Raw genomic sequence first — 25,145 nt, forward strand, 5'->3', positions numbered from 1 at the left:
AGGGGAGGGGGAAGGCCTTATTTTACAAGCACTTTCTTGCCATTGATGATGAAGAGACCCTTCTGAGCCTTGTTCACCTTCTGACCATTCAGGTTGAATATGGCAGTCTTCTGAGCATCGGTAGTGATGTTGCTGATAGCGTCAGCAACGGGAAGCTGATGCTTGTAGACACCCTCAACCTTGACAGTCTGTGGATTCCAGAGTGTCAGCAAGGTAATCTGTGGCAGAATGTCGTTAGCGATAGCGCACTTGGCGTCCTCCGCAAATACATACTTGTATTCTGTTACACCTGCGGGAACTTCAACATTGTCTGTTCCGTTCTGAGCCCAGAATGCAATTTTGATACCTGCAGGTACAGGCTCAGCGAACTTCACAACCACGTAGTCGCAATTCTTCACATTTACATCATACATCTTGAAGATAACGCAAACATTACCGTCTGTGGTGTACTGGGTAAACCCTTCGCCTTCTACAACTGTTGCACGACTAGCACCGTCCTGGATATCAGAGCTCTGACTCTGAGCAATTTCTACAAAGCTGTCGTCAAGAGGTGTGATGGTGTAGGTTGCTTCAACAACTCTGCTCTCTTGGTCCTCCAGAACTGCGATAGCTTTCACAGTTGTTGTTTCGCTAATAGCAATAGGCTCAGTGTAGAGCGTGCTTTTTGCCGTTGGAATCGTACCATCGAGTGTGTAGTAGATAGAAGCGCCCTCAGTCTCGCAGGCAATAGTTACCTTCTTTGCTTTAGAGTATTCTCCACCAGCAGGGGTAAATATTGGATTAGCGGGCTTGACAGGCTTCTTGGCCCATACACCGAAGTTATCGAAGTAATAGGTGTTTGCCTCATTAATACAATTGAGGAAGATACCCAGACTCTTGAGATTCTTATATTCAACGGTAATGTCCTGTGAGAATTTGTTCCATCCCTTGCTGACTTCAATAAGATAGCCTTTATGGAGGTCTGCAGGTTCAAGTGGGTCGCCACAGAAAGAGAACATCACTACAGAGCCTTCGACTTTGGCTTTATAGTCGAACTCAACATGCAACTTTGTTCCCTTTGGCAGTGCTTCGCTAAAGTTAATGTAGAACTGAGTATCAAATGAAAGATTTGACTCGTTTGTCTTTACAACGATACCTCGGCTTTGGTCTTCACCTGCACCGGGAACGATATTGGCTCCAACGAATTCTGTAGCTTGGACAGTTCTCGTTAGGAAGCTCGTTACATCCTCAGAGGCAAGGTTACCATTCGAAATCAGACTATACCATCCTTGAGGAGCTGCGAGCTCTTCCTTATCAGGATTGATGTGTAAAGCATAGTTCACGTTCTTGAAGCTCAGCCAAGAGATGTTGTTATCGGCAGCTACGTTGAACTTGATTTTCAGTACACCGTCCTCAGCAACAGTACCAGTTGTTGTCACTTCCTTCAAGTAGAACTGTGAGGTGCCAACCTGTGTTCCATCGCAAACAGTAGTAGCCTTATCATCGTTTGCCTGCATGGTGATACCGTAAGGAGTCTTGATGGCAGAATCAGTATTCTTTCTGCGAATACGTACCCAAGCTGTGACGTCATATATACCAGGCTCAACACCATTTATAGTTGCGGTAAGAGTCTTGACAGCCAGAGAGTCACCATCGCCTGTCCAATATTCAATGAAAGGAACCTTGAATTCAGAGCCGTCATTCTCACCTTCAGTACTCCATGTGTTCACGTGATAACTGTCCCAGTTCATGGGCTCTTCATCCCATACGCTCATCAGCAGGTCGTCAACGTTAACATTGGCGCGCCATCCTGTTACGAGGAATGGATCCTGCAGCGCATTGGCTTCTGCCTTAGTAATCGTTCCGTCGAGATACTTCACTTCCCACTGGTCGTAGTATTCATTCTTGGCCTCGGCAGTATAAACATTGGTAGCGTCGATGAGTTCCTTCATCTTGGCCAGCTTAGCCTTGGCTTCGAGAGAGGCCTCACCCTTCTCGATGGCAGTCTTCAGGGTAGCGATGGCATTGTTGATAGCCTCGGCACCCGATACAGATTCTGTTGAGTTGATAGCATTATCTAGTACAGCCTTGATGCTTTCTACTTCCGTCTCATTGAATAATGAGAAAGCTTTCTCGCGCAATTCGTCTACCTGTTTGCGAAGAGACTCCGCCTTCACATCCTCGATGGTGGTATTCTTACCATAGTAGGTCAGGGTGAAGTTATCCCAGATACACCACAGGCTTGTGTTGCCTTCCAGTTTGGCACCGATGGTCAGTGTCTCGCCTTCTTTCAACTCGAAGACCAGGGGCTCGATAGTGTATTTGCCTGCAGAGAAAGACTGACTTGCAGCTGTCATAGAGGCTTCAGAGCCAGTCTTCAATGGGAATGTCTGAGTAGCGTCGTTGGCATAGAACACGGGTAGGTGCTCATTGTCACTGCCGTCCTGACCATAAAATCCCTGTGCTGTCAGTGCATAGATACCAGCAGGAGCGTCGGCCAGTGTCTGACTCAGGGTGAATGTTGAGTGCCATGACTCAGCACAGTTGTTACCAATAGTGCCATTCTTGTCCTCACCGCCAGAGAGATTCTGGTTGCTTGCAACCATTGTCCATTTGTCCTGATAGCGGTTGTTACGACCAAAGTCATGGTCTTCAATCAGCATGGTGGCGTCGAGCGGCTCTTCGAGCGTGGCGTTTACCAGACCGGCTTTTGCCTCGTCCAGTGGCATGATAAGCCAGATGGCATTCTCGTCGGTAGCCGTCAGGTTCTTACCCAGAACGGTGGAGGTGCCATCCCAACCAAAATAGTTGTCGCCATCAGAGATGGTATAGCCATAGATGGGCTTTGTCTCTTCCTCGTCCTGATAGCCAAGGGGCTCCTCAATCTTCTTGAGTGTCAGCGATACAGGGGCATTGCTGTCCATGTAGTCACCATTGAAATAATACTTATTGCCACCATTGCTTACCTGTGACTCCAACTTATAGGTGCCGTCGGCTTCGTTGTAGTCCAGTTTTACATACTCAGGATGGGCCACGAGTGAGGCTTGTGTGCCCCAGCCGTTGCCGGCGCCGAGGAATTTCTCTGAGGTATAGTTTCCGATGATATATTTCTGATAGGGGAGACAGTCATAGGTGTCGATGATGGCGCTGGTGGCATCTACGTTGATCTCTGTACCTGTAGCGGTGGTGGTCAACTTGGTGTTGGCCAGGTCTACGGTGCCATTCTTGAATGAGGCATCGGCCTCGATGGTCAGTTTGATAGCCTCACCAGCAGGGATGGCCTCACCACCCAGTGACAGCAGGGCTACACGGGTAGCACCGCTTTCCAACTTGTTCTGGTTGAAGTGAAGGGTTGTGTTGGCTGCAGTGGCAGCGTTAATCTTAAGACCCTTACTCAGAGTAATATCCGTTTGAATACCATAGATGGTTTGTCCCTCGGCTGCATCCAGGCTAATGGAAACAACCTTTGTCTTGCCCGGTACCAATGTGGCGTCGGCAACGGTGAGCGACTGTGCAGTCGCTCCCGTAATACCGGCCATCATGAGCACGAACATCGAGAACCATTTGGAAATCGTGTTTTTGTTCATCTTGGTTTTTGTTTTTATTGTTTGTTTACTTTACTAATACTTTCTTCACCTTACCATCGGCAGTACGAACGATGTTCATGCCCTTGCGCACCTTGTCGTTCTTCACACCACCTACGGTATAGCTCTCCACGTTAGCAGCACCGGCATAGATACCGTTGATGCCAGTGGTCTCTGTCAGACTCAGTGCATAGGCGTTAGCGGCAGCATCGGCAAACTCAATGTTGCTGATGGCGATGTTGTCGTTGCCTGTGATGTTGAGTGAGATGAGCTCACCCTCATTACCCTCGATAGCGGCATTGCCGGTAGAGAAGGCGATGATGCGGTAGGTGTTCTTCGCGATGCGGTTGTAGACAACCTGCAGGCTGGCAGCACGGTCGTTCAGTGATACGCTGTTCAGCATAGCACCCTCGACCAGTGTGACATCCATCTGGAAGCCAACGAATTCAGTGCTGTTGATCAGGTTGAGGCTGGTGCCGTTCTTCGTCAGGAAGTTCACGGCCTCCATCTCGCCACGTGCAGGAGCAGGAGTCTCAGCATTCAGTGCAATGTTCACGATACCAACGGCGTCGCTCACGGTGATATTGCCAGACTTGTTTACGTCGGCCACCTTCAGAGCCTTCTCAGAGGGAACTTCCTTCTCAAGAGCGAAGGTCACGGCTGCCACGGCGTCAGAGGTAGTTACCTCACCGTCGAGGTTAGCATCACCAAGAGGATTAGTGTCAGCCAGGACGAAGTCCTTTATAACGCTGCCCTCTGCAAATGAGATCTCTGCAGTAGCGGTCTTGTAGTCCTCAGAAGCCACAACAGTAGCGTTGTAGGTTCGACCAGTCTGGATTACGTTGAAACTGTAAGCACCCTCAGCGTCGGTCTTGCCTTCATACTGTACACCCTCGCCATCGGTGCTAACCAGTGTCACGGTAGCGTTCTCAATAGCAGCACCCTCGCTGTTCTTAACAGTACCAGAGATGGTGGCAGGCTCTACAGCCAGACCAATATGCAGTACTGGGAGAACAGTGTTTGTCCAACTGTTAGACTCGAATGTACTCTTGTTGTCATTGTAGTGATAATAGGTCAGGCCACTTGTTGCAGAAGTACTCTTCTCAAAGTTTGCAGATTTCCAGTCGTCAGAATTAGAGCGCATCACGATACGCAGTGCTTTACCTGCTTCGTAAACAAGAGGCTCTGCAAATGTCAGTGTGATGAAGTCTGCCAATTCTGTAGCACTTCCTGCTTCAGGCCAGGTCTTTTCCTGGTCAGCGATGAGTTGTGTAAGACCTTCCGTAGGATAGAGACCGTCGGCTGGTTTAGCCTGTTCGGCATCATCACTCCACTCATACCATAAGTTAAATGTTGACTTGGTTTGTGGAGTAGTCTTATAGCCTTTGAAAGTGATAGACTTAATCTTGGCACCGCTTGTCAGACCGTAAGAATTTGCAAGTACATCAGCTGTGTAGAGAGAAACTGACTCACTGTTATAGTAACTCAGGTTGAGTGGTGAGTTAGAGCTTGTACCATCTGCAGTAGCGGTCAGCTCGCTCTTTGCAACTTCTGCGGTAAACACTACATTGACGGGTTCTGTGGCAATGCTATAGTCGCCAGCTTTTACCTCAATGTATACGGGGAAGGTACCAACCTTTGGAGACTGGATACCAACAGTCAGTTGTGTGCCAGCGTCACTGAGCTTATTTGTGGTAGGCAGTGCAACAGCAGTACCAGTAGAAGTTGCCTTTCCATCGATGAATGCTGTTACGGTGTAGCTGTCAGCTTCTTCTGCTGCCAAACCGAGGTTCAGAATGTTTACGGTAGCTGCCGAAGGAATATTCTGCATAGCCTCAGTAGGAATGTAGCTAGAAGCAATCTTCAGGTCGTGAGCAACGGCAGCGGGAGTCAGACCGTAGATTTCGTCTACGTAAGCACGTCCACTAATCTCGATACCTATGAAGTAGTCGCCAGCCACGTGAATGGGTGCCTGGAAGGTCTGGAAGTCGGTTGTCATCGGCCTCTCTGTATCTTCTCCGCTAACGCTGAACAGCATGACACGGGTTGTTCCCTCCTCTGCATTCAGTACTTCCTCACGGGTAGCAGCGGCATAGACTGTAACCTTGCCTTCAGACCATGAAGAACTGTAGAGCTTAGCATCAAATTTCAACGTGTCATCAATAGCAGCCGTCAATTTCGGCGTAATGAAGATGTTGTCGGTAGTGTTGCTTGAAGTGATGTAATAGTTGGGAGCATTATAGGTGCCACCGTTGGTCTTGCTGATATTCTTCTGATATACAGAACCTGCAGGCCACTGGTCGCTCTCCGTGCCAAAGTTTGCATAGAACTTCGTAGGATCGAGCTTGGTTCCGCTCAGAGCCAAAGTGAAGGTCTTTTCAGTACCTGTACCATCCAGATAGGTGATAACCATGTCGCCATTATAGGTGGCAGCGTGGGTAGTAGAGAAAGTAATCTCTACAGCCTGTGCAGCAGCGCTCATATTGGTCTCATCGAAGGCAGCAACTGTGAATTCGCCAGCGGGAGTAGCAGTGAAGCCATCAGGAGCAACGATGCTCTTCACGGTCAGAGGAGCAGAACCCCAGTTGTACACGTAGAAGGTCTTCTTGTCGGCAGTGTTTGTCTTGCCAAATGCCACAGGAGTGGTGTAGTCAGTAGGCTCATACCACTTGCTTGAAGGAATGCTGTTGACGAAGTGGAAGATGGGCTCGTTGGTCACAGTGAGATCGAAACCTTCTGTCTCGTACTTCGTACCGTCGGTGAACTCAAATACAATCTTTGAACCCTCATATTTAGTCGTACTTTCTACCTGAGGTGTCCAGTTGAAGGTGAAGGTCTTAGAACTGCTTGCACTTGCAGTCAACTCAGCAGCGGTAGCTTCAGCCAAAACGGTCTCGCCGCATACATACTTCACGGTGTAGGCCTCGGCAGTTTCATCGCTCAGAGGAATAATATCGATTGATGGCTTAGAAAGAGAAGTACCGCTCTTTACAGAAGCATCGGGCCAGTTGACGTTCTTGATATAGAGGTCGTGGGCCACGTCAACCTTCTTCAGACCAATGATGTTGTCAATCTTGAACTCACCATAGAGTGCGAAAGCTACATAATAGTCGCCCTCGGTCTCGAAGGTGACAGCCTTGTTCACCCAATCAGAAGAACCAATGGCCTCTGCGCCTTCGGTCTCAGCATAGGTGAAGGTGGCAACAGGTTCGCCCCAGGTCTTGCGATCGGTAGAGACATATACTTTTGCATAGTAAGAGTTACCGTATGCACCCTTGATATCGAAGGTCAGCTGCTGACCAGCCGTAGCGTGCAATTTCGGTGTGATGAACTTATTGTTTCCAGAAGCAAAGCTACTCTGTGTGCGTCCCTTCAGGAAAATCTCGTAGGTGCCAGAATTGTAGCTGTAGTCGCTATTGATACCACTTTCTGCAATAGAACCTGCGGGATAGGCAGGTGTACTGCTGGTGTTGTCAAAGTTGGTTGCCCATGTACCGGCAGGCAGTACATTGCCAGAGAATGCCAGTGTGAAGGTCTTCTCTGCGCCGTCCTTATCAAGATAAACAATTTTTAAATCACCAGAGAAATCTCCCAGTGTGGTAGCTGGCAATGTGATATCCAGTGCCTGAGATGCACCCTTGGCAATCACAAGACCTTCAGTGGGAATCTCGGGCATGTTGGCAGATGTGAAGCCTTCTGGCAGGGTGATGCTCTTGATGGTCAGAGGAGCGGTACCCGCGTTGGCAATCTCAAAACTCTTGGTTGTCTCCTCGCTTACCAAGCCGTAGGCCTGTGCACCTGTGATGCTGCTGGTAGCGGTGCTCTCGGCTGCGCGGAACACGAATACGGGCTCGTAGGCGGTCACACCAGCGTAACGATTGGTAGAAGATGTGGTACCAGTGATATTCTCCTTGACAAAGAAATATTTCCAACCAGAGGAGTAGGGGATATTGAAGGTTACCTCTATAGTATCCGATGCACCTGCTGCAAGATTTTTGGGAATATTAACGCTTGCTTCGTCGAAATAGGTCTTGGTGCCGCTTGGATAGCTTGCATATGCCAGGGTCAGAGTATAGTTCTCGGTAGTGCCTGCGACGAGGTCAACATCACCGGTGTTGCTCAGCAATACCTTCAAGGGTACGCTCAAAGTTCCATCGGCCTGCTGCTCAAAGTAGGTTGTAGAACCCTCAGTGCCGGTCTTTCCTTCCATGTTCATCACAGAGATAACAGAAAGTGCCTTCTGGGGAATGATATTGACAACTGCTGCAGTGAAGTCGTCTAGGTAAACATATTGTGCACGGATAGCGATACGCTGCTCTTCTGTAAGAGTCAGAGTGATTTCTTTCCAATCGTCCTGGCCTTCGATAGCTGTATAGTCTTCAGACTCAGTGAAACGCTGAATCAGGTCACCGCGTGTGGTGCCGGCAGCATCAATCTTGTAAATCTCAACGAATGAAGGATTGCTGCTGCTTGCACTGCTGCTGGCCTTCACCTTCATGGTGATTTTGCCAGATACAAGTGGGGTAACCAGCAGGTCATAGCATACGGTTCCACCCTGGCTGTCGCCTGCATACTGACGATAAGCCTGGAGTGAACCTGTACCGTTAAAGCCACCATCAGCGGTATAGCTGTATGACATGTAGTAAGGTCCGTAACCATCATAGTTGCCAGAACCTACAACGTGTCCCCAGTTGCTGCCAAGGATGAATCCATGGTTGCTGGTCGCAATAGAAGTGTTGAAGTCGTAGGTGTAAGGCTGAGGCTCGGGAGTTGCTTCTGCGTATGTCACTACAATGCTCTTGACATATAGGGCCTTTGCTGCTGACGAAGGTTTTTTGACATTAACATTAATTTCGCCAGAGGCACTTCCCTCGAAAGTGTAGTCAGTTGCAGTTGTTGACAGACTCTTGGCATTACCACCAAAAGCGTTTCCGCCTACGGTCACATCGACCGTAGCAGATACACCACTTGCTGTTGATGCATTGACCACCACCTTTGTGATGGTTCCAGCAATGTCGCTTGTTGAAAGTTTAATGTATTCCACGACGGCACTGCCTGTTCCGTAATGGATGCCCTTGTTGTTGTCAAAGTTTGACTCAGTACCATCAGATGTTACTGTCCAAACTGCTCCGTCGCTTGCAGTGCCGCTTCCGCCGCAGGCAGCTGAAAATACCAGGCTGCTCTGCTTGTCAGCAAACGCCGTTCCGCACAACATCACCAATAACGTGAGCAATGAAAAACGTATTGTTTTATTCATTTGGTTTTGTTTTTAGGTTTTGCGCCTTCCGGTTCGTGAGCGCATGGAAATACTATAAAATGGTTGTCGTTTGTGCCCATCTGCGAACCTTTTATTATCTCCCAGTCTTAGTGGTGAGACCAGATGTGGTACACGTTATGGTTTATTGTTGCTTTTTTCTATAAAATGGTTACAATCTTTTTTATTTTTAGTTGATATTGATAATAATAGTTGATTAAAATGTCGTTTTTGATTACAAACTGCAAATTTACACATTTTGTCTGAATCCTCCAAGAAATTATCCAAATAATTGGATTAAGGGAAAAAAAAGAAAGGCCCGAAGGCCTTCCTTTTATTTGATGACAGTCTTTTTGCCGTTGATGACGTATAGACCTGGCTTCAGGTTCTTTGTCTCAACGCGGCGACCATCGAGCGTATAGCAGCCTGTGTGCTTGACGGCAACAGAGGGCTGAATGGTCTCAATACCGGTGATGGTACCCAGTGCTGCCGAGTTGGCATTGATGACATCCATGTCATACAGGTTGTCCTCCGTCACGGCATCCACCTTCTTCGTCAGCAGGCCAACGACCTTGATGTTGTCGGGATTCCATTCTTCTTCGAGTGTGAACTCATAGTTGGCCTCGTACTTGTTGTCGTTGCTGGTGACAGCATCACCGATGGGTGAGGTGACGTAAGCACGTAGCACATCATTATGCAGATAGTTCTGGTTGTTGGTCGTGCGTCCGGTGAGGGCATTCATGGTGGTCTGACGGCTCTTCACCTGATCCTCCGTAATCATCAGTGTCAGGGCCACGTCGCCATAGATGGCCTTTGCCTCGGGCAACATGTCGCCTGTGGCCTTGATGCCAACCTTGCGTGTGGCAGGGTCGTAAGTCAGCTTCAGGTCAACAGAGGCAAACGAAGGTGACTCGAAGTCCTGCATCAGCATATCGCTCAGGATGCCTGCGCAGAACTCAGCACCTACAGAGGGCAGGTAGTCGTTCATGTCATAGGCAATGTGCTCTTCGCCAGGGAAGAACGAGCGGTTGATGCTAAACGCGGGGTGCGTGTAGGCATACAGGTCGTGCAGATAGGCCGCTGAGGCCAGTGCCAGTGGCGTGTTGGGCTTGTGTACATTGACCGTGACCAGCGCACTTGAATTGTCGGCCACCAGTTTCACCATATCGTTCAGATACGGTGTGATGGGCGATGTCTGGTCGGTATAAACCTCCATATAAGCCTTCTGGCGCGCCAGTTTGTTGCGATACACACCAAAGGAAACACTCTTCATGTCGTACTTTGACCTCTCAGGAAGTGCCTCGCCCTCTACCTGACCTACGAAGACCTTCAGCGTGTGAAGCCCCGTGGCAATATCGTTGGGTAGTTTCAAGGAGAACTTCCAGTCGGCCTGAACGCCAGTGCGCAGGCTGTCGGTCAGGTTGCTCACCACAGGATCGTTGTCGTCCAGCTGATAGCACAGCTGATAGCGGCCAACAGCCTTACGGCCCACGTTAGAGAAATTGATCATCGCATCAATATTCTCGCCGGGCGCCTTGTATTTGAAACCGGTATCAAACCAGGTGATGTCGAGGTCGTAGAGGGGCAGCGAACTGACATCCACGATGAGCTGCACGCAGAGACGACCCAGGCCGCTCAGCGAGTAGAGGTTCAGTCCCTGACCGAAGTTGCCATAGGCATAGAGGGCACCCTCCATGTCGTCGCCAAATCCGCAGAGCCCCCCCTGGTCGGCAGTAATCATCTCAGGCGTCTCAACGTAGTCGAAACCGAAGAACAGCGTTTCGTCGCCCTTGATCTCGTAGCCGCCGTTGTTGAAGAAGATATTGTTCCACCCGGCATAGAGGCGTTGCTTCTGGATGCACAGCGTGTCCATCTTGTTGCTTTTCACCAGATAGACAAATGTGCTGGTACGTCCAAGATCCAGTGCGGCAGCCATGCGTATACCTACAATCTTACAGCCGGCATAGCTGGACAGGGTCTGTGGTGTCATCACGGCACCCACAGGGTAAGTACCAGCCGTACCGAAGGCACCACCGCTCACGGTGATACTGTCTGTCATGATATAGCCCAGCAGACGCTGGTTCTCTGAGAGTCCCTGTGCCAGTGAGGTGAGGGACATGACGGCTGCGAAGGCCGTGAGAAAGATATGACGTAGTTTCATGTGTTGTTTTACTTGCGTATTTTAATGGTTTTACCGTTGTGCTTCACGAGGTAGATACCTGCAGGCACAGCCTCCAGTTTGTTGCCCATATAAACGCCCGACAGGCTGTATACGGCTGTAGGCATGGCGGCATTGATGGCGGTCTGAGCGATACCGGCTGTACCCTCAATGGTGTAAGTCGCGATTTCTGATTCACCCGACTGATAGATGGCCTTGATGCCCACGGTGTGAGTGCCGGCCGACAGTACGGGGATGATGTATGAGGCCGTCTGGCTCTCACCAATCTTCTCGCCGTCAACCAGAATATCATAGCGTACCACGTTGCCATAGTCCACCACCTCGCCTTCGCCATTCTCAGGACCTACGGTGAAGTCGTCAATCTGACAGAGGAAGGTGTCGTAGGATACATAGTGGATACCGATGCGGATAGCCATGCCGTTAAACTGGCTCAGGTCTACCTGATAGATGGTCCAGCGCTCAGCGGGAATATTCTCGGCAATACTGATCTTCATGAAGTCATCAGGATTGTCACTGCCGTCTGATACGTAGAACTCCAGTGTCTCGGGATACATGGAAGAGTATGACTTAGCCTTCAGGGTGAGGCTGTAGTTCTCGTGGATGTCAATGACGGGCGAGATGAGCCAGTCGTCGGCTTTGGCCTGCTGAGGCGAGAAGAACGTGATACATTTCTCACCCGTAGGCGCAGCAATGGCGGGGTCGGTAGGCATCATGGCAGGCGTTGTCTTCCAGGGGTTGAACACCATCGGGGCGATAGACGTTGGTTTGGTGGCCGAACCAGAGCCGGGGAACGATACGATGTTGGTCTGTGAGCCCAGGGCGATGGGGTACACGGGGTATCCGTCGCGGTCGATGCTCTTCCATCCGCCGAAGGTACCGGTGGCGAAGTCGTCGTAGTCCTCAAAGCTGTCGCTGAAAATCAGTTCCTGGTTCCAGCGCAGGGTGTAGGTGGCGTCGTCGTTGAGCTTTGCCGTGATGTTATAGGGCTTCAGCAGGTAGTCGTTCAGCGTGATGTCGATGGTGGTATCAGCATTGATGGTCACGGGTTTCTGCAGTGCCTGGAATGCACCTTCCTCCGTGCTGATCGCATACTGTCCGTTGGGCAGTGATGCCAGCTCAACCTTTCCGTCAGTGACGGTCAGGTCATACGACTCCATGGTAGCTGTGTTGGTGAGTGTCAGGTGCTGGCCGTTGGCAGTCAGCTTACTGTTGGCGGTGACGTTCAGGATTACGTGTGAATAGGCATCCGAGGGAATGTTGGCCTCGATGGTTGTCGTCTCACTTTGAGCCTTCAGATAGGTAGCCTTGATGCCGATGGTATGGTTGCCGTTGGCAATGCCTTCCAGCACATAACTGCAGTCGGTAGTGGTGGTTACCAGTTCACCGTCCAGATAAATCTGGAACTGTTCGTTGGGAATGGCTGAGGCCTTGGCATTCATACCTACGAACACATTGTCAACCATCAGCATGAACGAGCCGTAACTGTTGTAGTGGCTGATATAGCGGATGGCAAACTTCACTTGTTTGCCTTCGTAGGCCTTCAGGTCGTAGGTGTATTCCTTCCAGCCGGTATAGTCGGCCTTCTCGTAGTTGTCCTGGTCCAGGCGTACGAAGTCCGACTGTGCAGGGTTGTCTGTCTTCGTGGTGACATATACCATGAAGCGCTCGGGAAAGCGGTCGGCAGCCTTGGCGTAGAACGAGAGCACATTCTCGGTGCCTACGGTGACAGCGGGCGAGATGAGCCAGTCGTCATTGGCATTACCGCTATTGGTACGGGTGAAACCGATATACTGCTTGCCGTCGTAAGGGCGCAGGATGGGGTAGTCGTACCACCACACAGGGTCTACGGCGAGCGGGTTGATCACCTGGGCATACTGCAGTACGCCGCGGTTGGGGTAGGTGCCTACCAGGGGAGCGGCGGCTTCCATGTCTACGTCGATGCCGGTCCATCCGCCAAAGTTGATGGCGAAGGGCTCATAACTCTCGAAGTCATCGAAGAAAGCCGGTTCTTCCGTGTTCCATGACAGGTTGATGGTGTTCTTGCCGGTGAAGATGTCGTGCACGGTCTCTGCCTTCAGGGCAAAGGGCTGACGCGTCTTCTCGGTCAGCTGGATATTGATCTGCTTCGTGGTCTCGCCTTCAGCAACGACGAAGTCCTGCTCCACGGGGATAAAGCCGCCGCGGTTCAGGCTGACGTGGTGGTTGCCGGCATAGACCATCAGGGTGCATTTCCCGTTAGCATCAAGTGACAGTGAGCCGTATCCCAGTTCGTAGTCGGTCTGGGTAATCTTCAGGCTCTGTCCCTTCAGGTTGTCGCCTTCAACAGAGGTCACCTGGATGGTCAGTTGGGTGTTTCGCTCCTGCGCATAAGCCGTGAGCGTCAGTAATAGAAATAAGAGAGAAAAGGGTAGATATTTTTTCATTGGTTGATGTTAAGCGAAAAGGGTAATGAGTGCACCGGCAGGCGATGCAACCCATTACCCCTGATATTCAGTATAAATTACTTGCGAATCACTTTCACGGTCTTTCCGTTGGCGGTCTTGATGATATACATGCCTTTCTGGTTGCCGTTGGCCACCTGTACACCGTTGAGGTTGTAAACAGCCACGGGAGCATCCTCGCTGGTGATATTCTTCACGCACTCAATACCGGTCTGGTCAGCATTACCTACGTGGTTGAAGGTGAAGTCATCGAAGAAGGCCAGGAAGCTGGCGCTGTTGGTGGTGTGGCGCACGGCGACGTAGATTTTCTTGCCTGCGTAGGCAGAGAGATCCACGTTGAAGTGGTGCCACTGGTTCTCACCCAGATAAGCCATCTCGGTGGGGTTCATCACGGCCTTGAAGTCGGTGGTCTTGGTATTACCAGTCTCGCTGACCAGCACCTCTACGCTGTGCAGGTCGTTGTCACCAACAAACACAGAACCGGTAGTAGAAAGGTTGCGTGCGTAGAAATCGAAGGTAGCACCCTCGGCAGGCGTTATCTGCTTGCTGATAAGCCAGTCGTTGGCGGCTGTCTGATCGTCGGGCGATGCTGCTGCCAGTGTGCCGATACCGTTGTGAGCCTTCAGGTTGGCATTGTAGTGCTGAGCCTGTGTGAAGGCGATGCGTCCGCCGTCGTCCTCAATAATGGTCTGGTAGTAGCCCAACTGGTGTGTCACCTTGCGGTCCACGTCGATGGTGGTGAAGTCATCCTTCCAGTTGTAGTCCAGAGGATTCATCTCGAAACCGTAGAAGAGTACGTCGCTTGCCAGACCTTCACCGCTCACGGGGAAGGTTACCTTGCTGCCGCTCTCAAACTCAACGGTCATCACGTCCTCGATGGCCTTGGCAGACTCGCCGGCATTGAACTGCAGGTTGAAGGTGATACCCTCGCCAACGGCAATCTCGGTGCCTGCGGCGATAGAGCTTTCGAAATTGTTGGTGCCGAAGCTGACGCTCTTCACCTTCAGGGCTCTCTTACCCTTGTTCAGCATGGTGAACTGGTCGCCAGAGTTAACGGCCTTGCCGAAGTTGATCTTGCCGGCATCCCAACCGTCCTGGTTGAATACGGCCATATCGTCTACGTTACCGTTGATCACGATGTTGTCAAGAGCTGCCTCACCGGTCTGGTTGGCGAAGCTGGTGTTAACCCAACGGAACTGTACCTTCTTACCTGCATATTCTGTCAGGTCGATGGTCTCGTTGCGCCAGTACTTCTTACCGTCTGTACCTTCGATGGCGTTCTCAGACAGGTATGAAGCCTGCTTCCATTCGCCGTCGGCAAAGATCTCGAATGCGATGTCGCTGACACCATTGCCGCCTTCTACGTTCTGCTTCTTCAGCAGACCGGTCTCGTCAACAATCAGGTCGCTGGGATGATCGTTACCCCAAACGAATGAGATGCTCATGCCCTGACCACCTGCGGGGAGGTTGAATTCGGGAGAGGTCAGGATAGACTGCTGGCCGGCGTCCTTCCAACCGGTAGCGAGTGAAGCACCCTTGCCACCATAAGGATAGATATTGTTGGGAGTCCATGCCTGGAACTTATAGCTGCCTGTAGTAGTGCTCAACCAGCCTGTGGGCACGGGAGCTTCATTGGTGCACTCGTCGAAGTTCTCGGTATAGGGGAACTCCATCACAGAGGCGTCGGGCTGTGTGGTGAACTTCCATGTGCTGGCTGTCGTAGCGTCGCCCTTGTCGTTATAGGCCACAACCTTCCATTTGTAGGTCGTCGCATAGTCGCACTGAGGAATGGTGTAGGTCAGCACGTTACCCAGGTCGCCACCGTCAATCAGATCGTTAACCTCGGCATTGGTGCCCACATAGAGCTTGTAGCCCTTGGCAAACTGAGCAGGCCCCCACTCCAGTTTCACGTTCTTGGGATATACGTCCTTGGCATTTGATGCTGGGGCAATCAGGGTAGCACTGCCGGGTACGCCGTTAGCACCATATACATGGGGCAGCAGCACGCGGTCCAGTGTGAAGTTTGAGTGGTCGTAAGCACCCTCGTCGTCGCTCTCGATAGCGGGGTAGTACCAGCGCACATAACTGTTGTCTGTACCATCCTCACCCAGGTCAACCTCGGCGGTGAGCAGTTTGTTCAGTCCGTTCTGATAGTCGCTGGTCCATACGGTCTTCCAGTTGTCGCCACCATCGGTCGACAGCTGCAGCTGGATGTCATATTCGGGAGCATAGTCGCCCTCATACTGATTATAATAGGTGAAAATTACTTTGCCGCCATCGGTCAGGTCCAGACGGGGAGAGCGCAGTGTGGTCACGCTGAAGTCGCCACCGGCATAGGCGCTCTGGTCGCCCTCGATAGCTGCGCTAGAGCCGCGCCATCCGTTGCTCTTCCATCCTGCAGGGGGGAAGTACTGGTTGAAACCTTCGAAGGTGTAGCCATCGGGAATGGCGATCTTGCTGGCTGAATAGGCAATCGTTACGTCGCCACCGGTGGTGTGAATCACGGCTTCGCCCTTGGCCGGTGTCAGCATCGATGCGCTGTAGGCCAACTGGAAGTTCACCTTGTCGTAAGTGCGCAGGTTAACACCCTCGGGATCCAGTGTGGTGCTGATGCCGTTGGGCAGGTCCATACCGGTAATCTTCAGACCGTTCTTACCTGTATTGGTCAGGGTAAATACCTCACTGTAAACCTTCTCGCCGATATATACCTCCTTGAAATCATAGCGATCCATTGAGATGCTGGCCACAGGGCCGTTGGCGGGGGTGAACTTCTTGACGGTGATATCGTCAATCCAAGCTACATTCGACATGGGGGCCAGCATCTTGTAAACGAAAGCCAGCTTCACCTTCTCACCTCTCCAGTCGCTCAGATCAATCTTTGAGGTGTGGGGATCCCATGCGTCGATGGGGAATACGGTGACACCACTCTCGCGGAGCATAGCCTCGTTCTGGATAGAGAACACGGTCTCGGCGCTGTTGATGTCGTTGTTGGTAACTACACGTACCTGAAGATCGTAGCGGGAGTTGTCGCGGTTGTTCATGGGACTAACCTTCCATGAGAACTGCAGCTGGTAGGTGTCGTTCAGGTCGAGCTCGGGTGAGAGCAGGATTTCTTCACGGGGACCCTGCCCGTCAACGGTGGCTCCACTTGAGATGGGACCGTCACAAGCTGCGCAGTTGGCGCCGGAAAGGGTAGGACCGGCCTGTGAAGTGGGATCGGCGTAGTAGTTGTACCAGTTGTACGTCGTGTTGGTGCCTTTGTACGAATCAATGGTCGTCCAACCTTCGGTACGTGTTAATGGGGTTTTGGCTGGCTGCGTTAATCCTGTTTCAAAATCTTCTTCTAAAATCGTTTGGCCAATAGCCGGCATTGTAGATGCCAGTGCTAGGGTCATGGTTAAAATTAATTGTAGTTTTTTCATATTATTACGAAATTTATGCTTTTTCTTTCAAATCGGCGTGCAAAGGTACGGTTTTTCTGATAAACCGACAAATAAAAATGCAAAAAACTTAGAATTTATTTTTATTATTTGATATTTCTTGCATATTAATGCGATTATAACCTGTATCATCTGCAATCTGTGGTAGAAAAAATCCGTTTCATCCGTTCAATCCGTTGTTCCTGGCTCTTTGCAAAAACAGTTCTCCCTATATAATATATAATAAGGTGAAGGTCTTTTTGTGTATTGATTTAAATCAAGAGTGCATAAAAAATGCATGAAAAAAGTGATTTTTTCTTGGAAAAGTTTTGGTGGTTCAGAAAAAAGTCGTACCTTTGCACCCGCAAATCAGGAACACCTCCTGACGAGCACAATAGGAAAGAGTTCTTTGAAAGATTTACATAGACAGAAGTAGTACAAGAAGCGAGAGCAGAAATGCTCTTGGGTAGAAGAAACAAACCGTTTAATTCTTAACTTGATACTGGATAGTCGTTCTGAGACAGATATAAAGATTGTGCAAGTCGGTTTTCCGGCTTGACTACAATTAGAAATACAAATTTTACAATGAAGAGTTTGATCCTGGCTCAGGATGAACGCTAGCTACAGGCTTAACACATGCAAGTCGAGGGGCAGCGAGAAGAAAGCTTGCTTTCTTTGTCGGCGACCGGCGCACGGGTGAGTAACGCGTATCCAACCTTCCCCTTAGTAGAGAATAGCCCGGCGAAAGTCGAATTAATACTCTATGTTGTTCGTTGCGAGCATTCAAGATGAACCAAAGGTTTACCGCTAAGGGATGGGGATGCGTCTGATTAGGTTGTTGGCGGGGTAACGGCCCACCAAGCCCACGATCAGTAGGGGTTCTGAGAGGAAGGTCCCCCACATTGGAACTGAGACACGGTCCAAACTCCTACGGGAGGCAGCAGTGAGGAATATTGGTCAATGGACGGAAGTCTGAACCAGCCAAGTAGCGTGCAGGATGACGGCCCTATGGGTTGTAAACTGCTTTTGTACGGGAATAAAGTGAGGGACGTGTCCCTTTTTGTATGTACCGTAAGAATAAGGACCGGCTAATTCCGTGCCAGCAGCCGCGGTAATACGGAAGGTCCGGGCGTTATCCGGATTTATTGGGTTTAAAGGGAGCGCAGGCTGGAGATTAAGCGTGACGTGAAATGCCGCGGCTCAACCGTGGAAGTGCGTCGCGAACTGGTTTCCTTGAGTGTATTCGACGTCAGCGGAATTCGTGGTGTAGCGGTGAAATGCTTAGATATCACGAAGAACTCCGATTGCGAAGGCAGCTGGCGAGGCTATAACTGACGCTAAAGCTCGAAGGTGCGGGTATCGAACAGGATTAGATACCCTGGTAGTCCGCACGGTAAACGATGGATGCCCGCTGTATGCGATATAGTGTATGCGGCCAAGCGAAAGCGTTAAGCATCCCACCTGGGGAGTACGCCGGCAACGGTGAAACTCAAAGGAATTGACGGGGGCCCGCACAAGCGGAGGAACATGTGGTTTAATTCGATGATACGCGAGGAACCTTACCCGGGCTTGAACTGCCAGCGAACGATACAGAGATGTTGAGGCCCTTCGGGGCGCTGGTGGAGGTGCTGCATGGTTGTCGTCAGCTCGTGCCGTGAGGTGTCGGCTTAAGTGCCATAACGAGCGCAACCCCTGCGACTAGTTGCCATCAGGTTAAGCTGGGCACTCTGGTTGGACTGCCACCGTAAGGTGTGAGGAAGGTGGGGATGACGTCAAATCAGCACGGCCCTTACGTCCGGGGCTACACACGTGTTACAATGGGAGGTACAGAGAGCAGGTGTTCCGCAAGGCGCATCAAATCCTCAAAGCCTTCCTCAGTTCGGATTGGGGTCTGCAACCCGACCCCATGAAGCTGGATTCGCTAGTAATCGCGCATCAGCCATGGCGCGGTGAATACGTTCCCGGGCCTTGTACACACCGCCCGTCAAGCCATGAAAGCCGGGGGCGCTTGAAGTCCGTGACCGCAAGGATCGGCCTAGAGCGAAACTGGTAATTGGGGCTAAGTCGTAACAAGGTAGCCGTACCGGAAGGTGCGGCTGGAACACCTCCTTTCTGGAGAGGATGACTATAAAAGGTAAAAGTGAATAGTGAAAAGTGAAAAATTTGCTACCGCTTTAAGTTAAGAAGGTTAGTTTTTAACCCAAGCTTCTTTACTGCTGATGTTTATAATATAAGAATAGAGAAAGATGAAGCTGAGCGTAGTAACGGCGAAGCTTGAAGCCAGTCCTATAGCTCAGTTGGTTAGAGCGCCACACTGATAATGTGGAGGTCGGCAGTTCAAGTCTGCCTGGGACTACATCCGACTCGAATAAAAGTTGGGGGATTAGCTCAGTTGGCTAGAGCACCTGCTTTGCAAGCAGGGGGTCAACGGTTCGAATCCGTTATTCTCCACCAAGTACGGACGACCTCTGAAATTTAATGTTTCATGTTTAATGTTTCAAGTACAGAGATCTTTGACATATTGACACACAAGACTGTAAGTAAAGACTTTAAGAAGTCAAACTGAGTAGATTAAAAAATCTCAAAATTACAGCTGAAAGTATGAGCTATGCATTGAATGTCTAATGTTTAATCTTTAATGTTTAATCATAAATGTTTAATGTATATAGGCGAAAGCAAGTTAGGGCGTCTGGTGGATGCCTTGGCTCTCGGAGGCGATGAAGGACGTGATAAGCTGCGATAAGCTCTGGGTAGATGCAAATAATCTTTGATCCAGGGATTTCCGAATGGGACAACCCAGCAGTCTGAAGGACTGTTATTCCTACAAAGGTAGGAAGGCAAACGGGGGGAACTGAAACATCTTAGTACCCCCAGGAAGAGAAAATAAACAATGATTCCCCTAGTAGTGGCGAGCGAACGGGGAAGAGCCCAAACCTGTTATGTAGCAATGCATAATGGGGGTTGTAGGACCACGCTGTGGTACTCTGATCATGAGCAGAATGTTCTGGAAAGTTCAACCATAGAAGATGAAAGTTCTGTACGCGAAGTGAAATGAGGCCTAGTGGTATCCTGAGTAACGCGGAGCACGAGGAATTCTGCGCGAATCTGCCGGGACCATCCGGTAAGGCTAAATACTCCCGAGAGACCGATAGCGAACCAGTACCGTGAGGGAAAGGTGAAAAGCACCCCTATTAGGGGAGTGAAATAGTACCTGAAACCAGTCGCCTACAAGCGGTCGGAGCTAGTTATACTAGTGACGGCGTGCCTTTTGCATAATGAACCTACGAGTTACCATGTCCGGCGAGGTTAAGCCCTTCTGGGGCGCAACCGCAGTGAAAGCGAGGCTGAAGAGGCCGCCCAAGTCGGATGGGGTAGACGCGAAACCGAGTGATCTACACATGTCCAGGATGAAGTCCCGGTAACACGGGATGGAGGTCCGCACCGATAAGCGTTGAAAAGCTTCCGGATGAGGTGTGTGTAGGAGTGAAAGGCCAATCAAACTCGGAGATAGCTCGTACTCCCCGAAAGGCATTTAGGTGCCGCGTCGGATGGTCACCGTGAGAGGTAGAGCGACCGATAGGTCAAGAGGGCTTCACCGCCTATCGAGACCTGACGAACTCCGAATGCTCACGGTCTGCAGTCCGGCAGTAAGGGGGCGGGTGCTAAGGTCCGTCCCCGAGAGGAGAAGAATCCAGACCGCCGTCTAAGGTCCCGGAATCCTGTCTGAGTTAGTCTAACGAAGTGTGGCCTCGATGACAGCTAGGATGTTGGCTTGGAAGCAGCCATTCATTCAAAGAGTGCGTAACAGCTCACTAGTCGAGAGGCCGTGCATGGATAATAATCGGGTATAAGACAGGTACCGAAGGCGCGGGATAGCATTAAAAAGTATCGGTAGGGGAGCATTCCAGCGGCGCCGAAGGTGAAGGATGACCTTCACTGGAGTTTCTGGAAAAGCAAATGTAGGTATAAGTAACGATAAGACGGGTGAGATTCCCGTCCGCCATAAGACTAAGGTTTCCCGGGCGATGTCAATCACCCCGGGGTGAGTCGGGTCCTAAGTTTAAGCCGAACGGCGAGAGCGATGGCTGACACGGTTAATATTCCGTGACTACCATACGGGGCGACGTGGTGACGGAGCAGTGACACTGCCGCGTGCTGACGGAATAGCACGTTGAAGCGTGTAGGTGCTGAGGAGTGCAGGCAAATCCACACTCCGAGCCGAACGTGACAGTACAGGGTCTTCTTCGGAAGAACTTGATAGCGCAGGTAAACATACTCCCGAGAAAAACCGCTAAGCTTAACCCGTGTGGTACCCGTACCGCAAACGGACACACGTAGTCGGGTAGAACATACTAAGGCGTTGAGAGATTCGTGGCTAAGGAACTAGGCAAACTGACCCTGTAACTTCGGGATAAAGGGTCCTCACTTTAAGTGAGGCGCAGAGAATAGGTCCAGGCAACTGTTTAACAAAAACACAGGGCTGTGCAAACTCGAAAGATGAGGTATACAGCCTGACACCTGCCCGGTGCTGGAAGGTTAAGAGGAGATGTCAGTGGTAACATGAAGCATTGAATTGAAGCCCCAGTAAACGGCGGCCGTAACTATAACGGTCCTAAGGTAGCGAAATTCCTTGTCGGGTAAGTTCCGACCTGCACGAATGGTGTAATGATCCGGACGCTGTCTCGGCCACGATCTCAGTGAAATTGTAGTATCGGTGAAGATGCCGATTACCCGCGATGGGACGAAAAGACCCCGTGAACCTTTACTACAGCTTAGCACTGACCTTGGTCATCGGATGTGTAGGATAGGCCGGAGGCTATGAAGTGGGCGCGCCAGCGTTCATGGAGCCGCCGTTGAAATACGGCCCTTCTGCTGCCTGAGGTCTAACACGCAGTTGCGTGGACACTGTTTGGTGGGTAGTTTGACTGGGGTGGTCGCCTCCAAAAGCGTAACGGAGGCTTCCAAAGGTGCCCTCGGGCCGATTGGTAACCGGCCTTATAGAGTGTAAAGGCAAAAGGGCGCTTGACTGGGAGGCAGACATGCCGAGCAGGCAGGAAACTGGGGCTTAGTGATCCGGTGCAAGTGTATGGAAACTGCATCGCTCAAAGGATAAAAGGTACTCCGGGGATAACAGGCTGATCCCCCCCAAGAGCTCATATCGACGGGGTGGTTTGGCACCTCGATGTCGGCTCGTCACATCCTGGGGCTGGAGAAGGTCCCAAGGGTTGGGCTGTTCGCCCATTAAAGTGGCACGCGAGCTGGGTTCAGAACGTCGTGAGACAGTTCGGTCTCTATCTATCGTGGGCGTGGGAGTCTTGAGTGGATCGGACACTAGTACGAGAGGACCGTGTTTGACTGACCTCCGGTTTACCGGTTGTACCGCCAGGTGCACCGCCGGGTATCCGCGTCGGGATCGGATAAGCGCTGAAAGCATCTAAGTGCGAAGCCGGCCACAAGATGAGGGCTCCATTGAGGGTCGTCGTAGACTACGACGTTGATAGGGTGCAGGTGTAAAGACAGTGATGTCAAAGCCGAGCACTACTAATTGCCCGAAGGCTTTCGCTGCTAAAGCGCATGCTTTCAACTGTGACAGTATTGACGCTGAAGTTTCAGCTTCAGTCTTAGTGTGATATGTCAACCTTATACGCGGTTGTATAATTGTCAATTATCAATTGTCAATTATCAATTTAGCGAAGATATTCAGGTGGCTATTGCGGCGGGGTCCCACCTCTTCCCATTCCGAACAGAGAAGTTAAGCCCGCTTGCGCCGATGGTACTGCAATGCAATGCGGGAGAGTAGGAGGCTGCCATTTTTTACAAGTAAAGACCCTGATTCAGCAATGAGTCAGGGTCTTTTTCGTGTTTACAAGTCTTGATATTCTGTCTTGGCATCAAAGCAAGGACAGGCTTTGTGGACATTGGGAAGGTCGCGATGACCCAGGATCTGCGCTTGGGGATGTTCCCGTTTGAGCCTCTTGAGCAGTGCAAGGAGCGCTCGCTTCTGTTTGATGGTCCTGGTATCGGCTGCTGTGCCTTCCTTGTCAAGGCCTCCTTCATAGCATACACCCAGGGAACGACTGTTATAGCCCTTGGCATGAGCACCTATGAGCTGCTCATGGCGTGTCTGGGTGACGTTGCCGTCGCGTGTGATGTAGTAGTGGTAGCCTGTGAACCCGAAGCTGTCGTCGTGGTCGCGGATCAGTTGCATCACGCTATAGCGCCGGTTGCAACGGGTGGCGGAGCAGTGCACTACAATCATGTCTATACTACGCATGGGCTACATACAACTAGCTACACCGAGTGCTGTGGCGATGGCCGACAGCATGCTGATGGTGGTCTGAATGATGAACTTCAAAAACACTTTATTATTCTCTTTCATATTTACTACGATTTTTTTTTAAAAAAACAACGGATTTAACGGATTTTCTATTTTAACCACGAATTATTCGTGGTTTCATTATCCCTCAGGGGCAGTGCCCCGGAATCAAGGGTTCACAGGGCCGCCCTCTGAGCTCCCGCCGCTATTGCCTCCTCCGCTGTTACCGCCGCCACCAGTAGTCTCGCTGTGGCTATTGGTATTGGCCGAAGCCTTCATCAGCGATGCCTCTAGGTTCAGGCTCTTGGTGATCAAATCACCAGTGGCACGTGCACGAAGTTTTACACCTTGGATGTTTTTGGCTACAGAGAAATCCTCTTTGCTCTTGGCACCGCCCTTGGTGTTCTTGATGCCCAGTGAGAAGATGGCGAGGTCGGCAATCTTCACGTTCTTGCCCTCCAAGAGCTGTTCCTTGATGATACTTACCATGTCGGTGAGCAAACCATTTACCGAACCCTTCGAGAAACCGGTGTTGTGAAGACACATCAGTTCGGCTAGTTTGGAGAGGGTGACGGTCTCTTTGATTTCAGGATAGGCAAACCAGTTGCCCTTAGATACAGACTGTGGGTTCTTGTTTTGTTTTAATACGTAAGAAATCATAATGTTGATGTTTGAAGTAAGATGAATGAGGAAGGATGCCGGCTGCGCGCAAAGCCAGATTCATACACTCGTCAGAGCGTTTCTCTGATAATGCAAAGGTACTACATCTGGATGCCACCATTCGTGCACAACGTGCGCATCGATGCTTACTGATGCGATAAAGTGCGCTTTTTTTTATGGTTCACCCAGGTGCTCTATGATTATTCTTACGGCTTGAGCCGAGTAGAACTTGGCGTGCCTGCTTTGGTTGCAACGGCTGAGCGCTTCCATGAGTGTGGGATTGCCTTTGATCCACTGTGTGAGGTGGTTGGTGGCCACGTGCGGGTCGCTGTCGGGGAAATACATTTTGGCTAGTTCACTCTTGGGGTAACTTTTGATAATCATTTCTTTCATCGTTTGTTTTGATGGTTTTGTAGGCGTTTTTGACTATTGCTGCTGAAATCAGTGGTTTAGACATCGTATAATAGCGACTTTGAGGTCGCAAATCAGGGACTTAGACTTACTAACCCTATGGTTTATGAGTTCTATTCCCCTACTTTCCAAGTCTTTAATCAGTAGTTTTCAGAAAAAGGGAAAATAAGGTCGGCAATGTCTATCTTTTCAGCCTTCTGAGAAGGCGAGGCTTGCTGCTCAAGTATACTACTGACGGTGACAGGATGGCCAAACACGTCGCTGGCAGCCTGAGCTATCTCATACCAGTCCTGATAAGTCTTTCCTGTCTCGTCGGTATCAGGGAAAAGGATCACTCGCCGTCCCTGTAAGGGCTTTAACTTCGCCACATTCAGTTCTGTTTTGCCGCCTGTGGCAAGCCAGGTGTAGTCGGGTTTGACGGCTGACATGATGACGGCTGTCTTCTCGCTCTCTACTACTGCTACGTTTTTCTTGCTGTCTTGCAGGAGGTGAAGTCCGAACAGACAGTGTTCTGTCTTCCAGTCCTCGGGCAGGTATCCGCCCTTTCGAAGCAGGTGGGACACCCAGGTGGGATTACGGTTGTGGTCACGATGACAGTCGGGACGGTAGTACATAATCTTTCCGTCGTGCATGATGTCGTTCTCGTCATACTGCCAGAAGATAACGCCACCCTTACGACTCAGGCCCAGTCGGTAGAGTAGGGTAGCCTGCTCCATCTGTTCCGTAGTCATATATCCGTTGGCCACGAGTGCCCTACAGAACGCAGACGCCGTAGAGATACGACGCTGCCAGAAGGGACGTGTGTCGCAGAGGGTGTTGTGTCCCAACTGTTGGTGCAAGGCTTTGAAGGTATGCTGCAGAATTTCGCACATTTTTGTCATAGTTGCTGTTTTTGAACAATC

10 protein-coding genes, 2 tRNA genes and 3 rRNA genes are annotated in these 25,145 nt (G+C 50.6%); 5 read left to right on the plus strand and 10 right to left on the minus strand.

Features of this window, described 5'->3' with window-relative positions; genetic code table 11:
- Positions 1-17: 17 nt before the first annotated feature.
- The 5 genes from L6466_RS02140 to L6466_RS02160 all read right to left on the minus strand — a co-directional run bounded on the left by L6466_RS02140 (position 18) and on the right by L6466_RS02160 (position 16,832).
- Positions 18-3,566, minus strand: coding sequence for a chitobiase/beta-hexosaminidase C-terminal domain-containing protein (locus L6466_RS02140; protein ID WP_237802221.1), 3,549 nt, complete (start codon positions 3,564-3,566; stop codon positions 18-20).
- A 25-nt stretch (positions 3,567-3,591) separates the two neighbouring features.
- Positions 3,592-8,820, minus strand: a complete 5,229-nt coding sequence (locus L6466_RS02145) for an Ig-like domain-containing protein (RefSeq protein WP_237802220.1) — start codon at positions 8,818-8,820, stop codon at positions 3,592-3,594.
- Between the two features lie 331 nt (positions 8,821-9,151).
- A complete protein-coding gene (locus tag L6466_RS02150) occupies positions 9,152-10,978 on the minus strand; it encodes an Omp28-related outer membrane protein (RefSeq protein WP_237802219.1) in 1,827 nt (608 codons plus the stop codon).
- Between the two features lie 8 nt (positions 10,979-10,986).
- Positions 10,987-13,419 (minus strand): choice-of-anchor J domain-containing protein, encoded by a 2,433-nt coding sequence (locus L6466_RS02155; RefSeq protein ID WP_237802218.1) that lies wholly within the window; start codon positions 13,417-13,419, stop codon positions 10,987-10,989.
- Positions 13,420-13,496: 77 nt separating this feature from the next.
- Positions 13,497-16,832 (minus strand): choice-of-anchor J domain-containing protein, encoded by a 3,336-nt coding sequence (locus L6466_RS02160; RefSeq protein WP_237802217.1) that lies wholly within the window; start codon positions 16,830-16,832, stop codon positions 13,497-13,499.
- A 606-nt stretch (positions 16,833-17,438) separates the two neighbouring features.
- Between L6466_RS02160 and L6466_RS02165 the strand changes: the two genes are divergently transcribed.
- From L6466_RS02165 to rrf, 5 genes are all read left to right on the plus strand, one after another.
- Positions 17,439-18,968 (plus strand): 16S ribosomal RNA (locus L6466_RS02165).
- A 170-nt stretch (positions 18,969-19,138) separates the two neighbouring features.
- Positions 19,139-19,212, plus strand: a tRNA-Ile gene (locus L6466_RS02170).
- Between the two features lie 21 nt (positions 19,213-19,233).
- A tRNA-Ala gene (locus L6466_RS02175) sits at positions 19,234-19,310 on the plus strand.
- 215 nt (positions 19,311-19,525) lie between these two features.
- Positions 19,526-22,421, plus strand: a 23S ribosomal RNA gene (locus L6466_RS02180).
- 135 nt (positions 22,422-22,556) lie between these two features.
- A 5S ribosomal RNA gene (rrf, locus tag L6466_RS02185) occupies positions 22,557-22,669 on the plus strand.
- The 16S, 23S and 5S rRNA genes sit together here with 2 tRNA genes alongside, the layout of an rRNA operon.
- Positions 22,670-22,719: 50 nt before the next feature.
- On the opposite strand, the gene L6466_RS02190 is transcribed toward rrf, so the two are convergent.
- From L6466_RS02190 to L6466_RS02210, 5 genes are all read right to left on the minus strand, one after another.
- Positions 22,720-23,130, minus strand: a complete 411-nt coding sequence (locus L6466_RS02190; protein ID WP_237802216.1) for an N-acetylmuramoyl-L-alanine amidase — start codon at positions 23,128-23,130, stop codon at positions 22,720-22,722.
- 3 nt (positions 23,131-23,133) lie between these two features.
- On the minus strand, positions 23,134-23,235 hold the full coding sequence (locus L6466_RS02195; RefSeq protein WP_237802215.1) for a smalltalk protein: 102 nt from the start codon (positions 23,233-23,235) through the stop codon (positions 23,134-23,136).
- A 105-nt stretch (positions 23,236-23,340) separates the two neighbouring features.
- The gene (locus tag L6466_RS02200) at positions 23,341-23,832 is read right to left on the minus strand and encodes an HU family DNA-binding protein (protein WP_091854168.1); all 492 of its coding nucleotides are present in this window, start codon (positions 23,830-23,832) and stop codon (positions 23,341-23,343) included.
- A gap of 174 nt (positions 23,833-24,006) precedes the next feature.
- Complete coding sequence (locus tag L6466_RS02205) at positions 24,007-24,216, minus strand: DUF4248 domain-containing protein (protein WP_176757010.1); 210 nt, start codon at positions 24,214-24,216, stop codon at positions 24,007-24,009.
- A gap of 167 nt (positions 24,217-24,383) precedes the next feature.
- Positions 24,384-25,115: a DUF6371 domain-containing protein gene (locus tag L6466_RS02210; RefSeq protein WP_237802214.1), complete on the minus strand. Its 732-nt coding sequence runs from the start codon at positions 25,113-25,115 to the stop codon at positions 24,384-24,386.
- Positions 25,116-25,145: the final 30 nt, after the last annotated feature.

The sequence above is a fragment of the Prevotella communis genome, from assembly GCF_022024175.1.
Lineage (GTDB): Bacteria > Bacteroidota > Bacteroidia > Bacteroidales > Bacteroidaceae > Prevotella > Prevotella communis.

What these genes read in the sequence shown, in the direction of transcription:
- L6466_RS02140 (WP_237802221.1), bottom strand. Translation starts at nt 3,566, where the DNA reads ATGAACAAAAACACGATTTCCAAATGGTTCTCGATGTTCGTGCTCATG.
- L6466_RS02145 (WP_237802220.1), bottom strand. Translation starts at nt 8,820, where the DNA reads ATGAATAAAACAATACGTTTTTCATTGCTCACGTTATTGGTGATGTTG.
- L6466_RS02150 (WP_237802219.1), bottom strand. Translation starts at nt 10,978, where the DNA reads ATGAAACTACGTCATATCTTTCTCACGGCCTTCGCAGCCGTCATGTCC.
- L6466_RS02155 (WP_237802218.1), bottom strand. Translation starts at nt 13,419, where the DNA reads ATGAAAAAATATCTACCCTTTTCTCTCTTATTTCTATTACTGACGCTC.
- L6466_RS02160 (WP_237802217.1), bottom strand. Translation starts at nt 16,832, where the DNA reads ATGACCCTAGCACTGGCATCTACAATGCCGGCTATTGGCCAAACGATT.
- L6466_RS02190 (WP_237802216.1), bottom strand. Translation starts at nt 23,130, where the DNA reads ATGCGTAGTATAGACATGATTGTAGTGCACTGCTCCGCCACCCGTTGC.
- L6466_RS02195 (WP_237802215.1), bottom strand. Translation starts at nt 23,235, where the DNA reads ATGAAAGAGAATAATAAAGTGTTTTTGAAGTTCATCATTCAGACCACC.
- L6466_RS02200 (WP_091854168.1), bottom strand. Translation starts at nt 23,832, where the DNA reads ATGATTTCTTACGTATTAAAACAAAACAAGAACCCACAGTCTGTATCT.
- L6466_RS02205 (WP_176757010.1), bottom strand. Translation starts at nt 24,216, where the DNA reads ATGATTATCAAAAGTTACCCCAAGAGTGAACTAGCCAAAATGTATTTC.
- L6466_RS02210 (WP_237802214.1), bottom strand. Translation starts at nt 25,115, where the DNA reads ATGTGCGAAATTCTGCAGCATACCTTCAAAGCCTTGCACCAACAGTTG.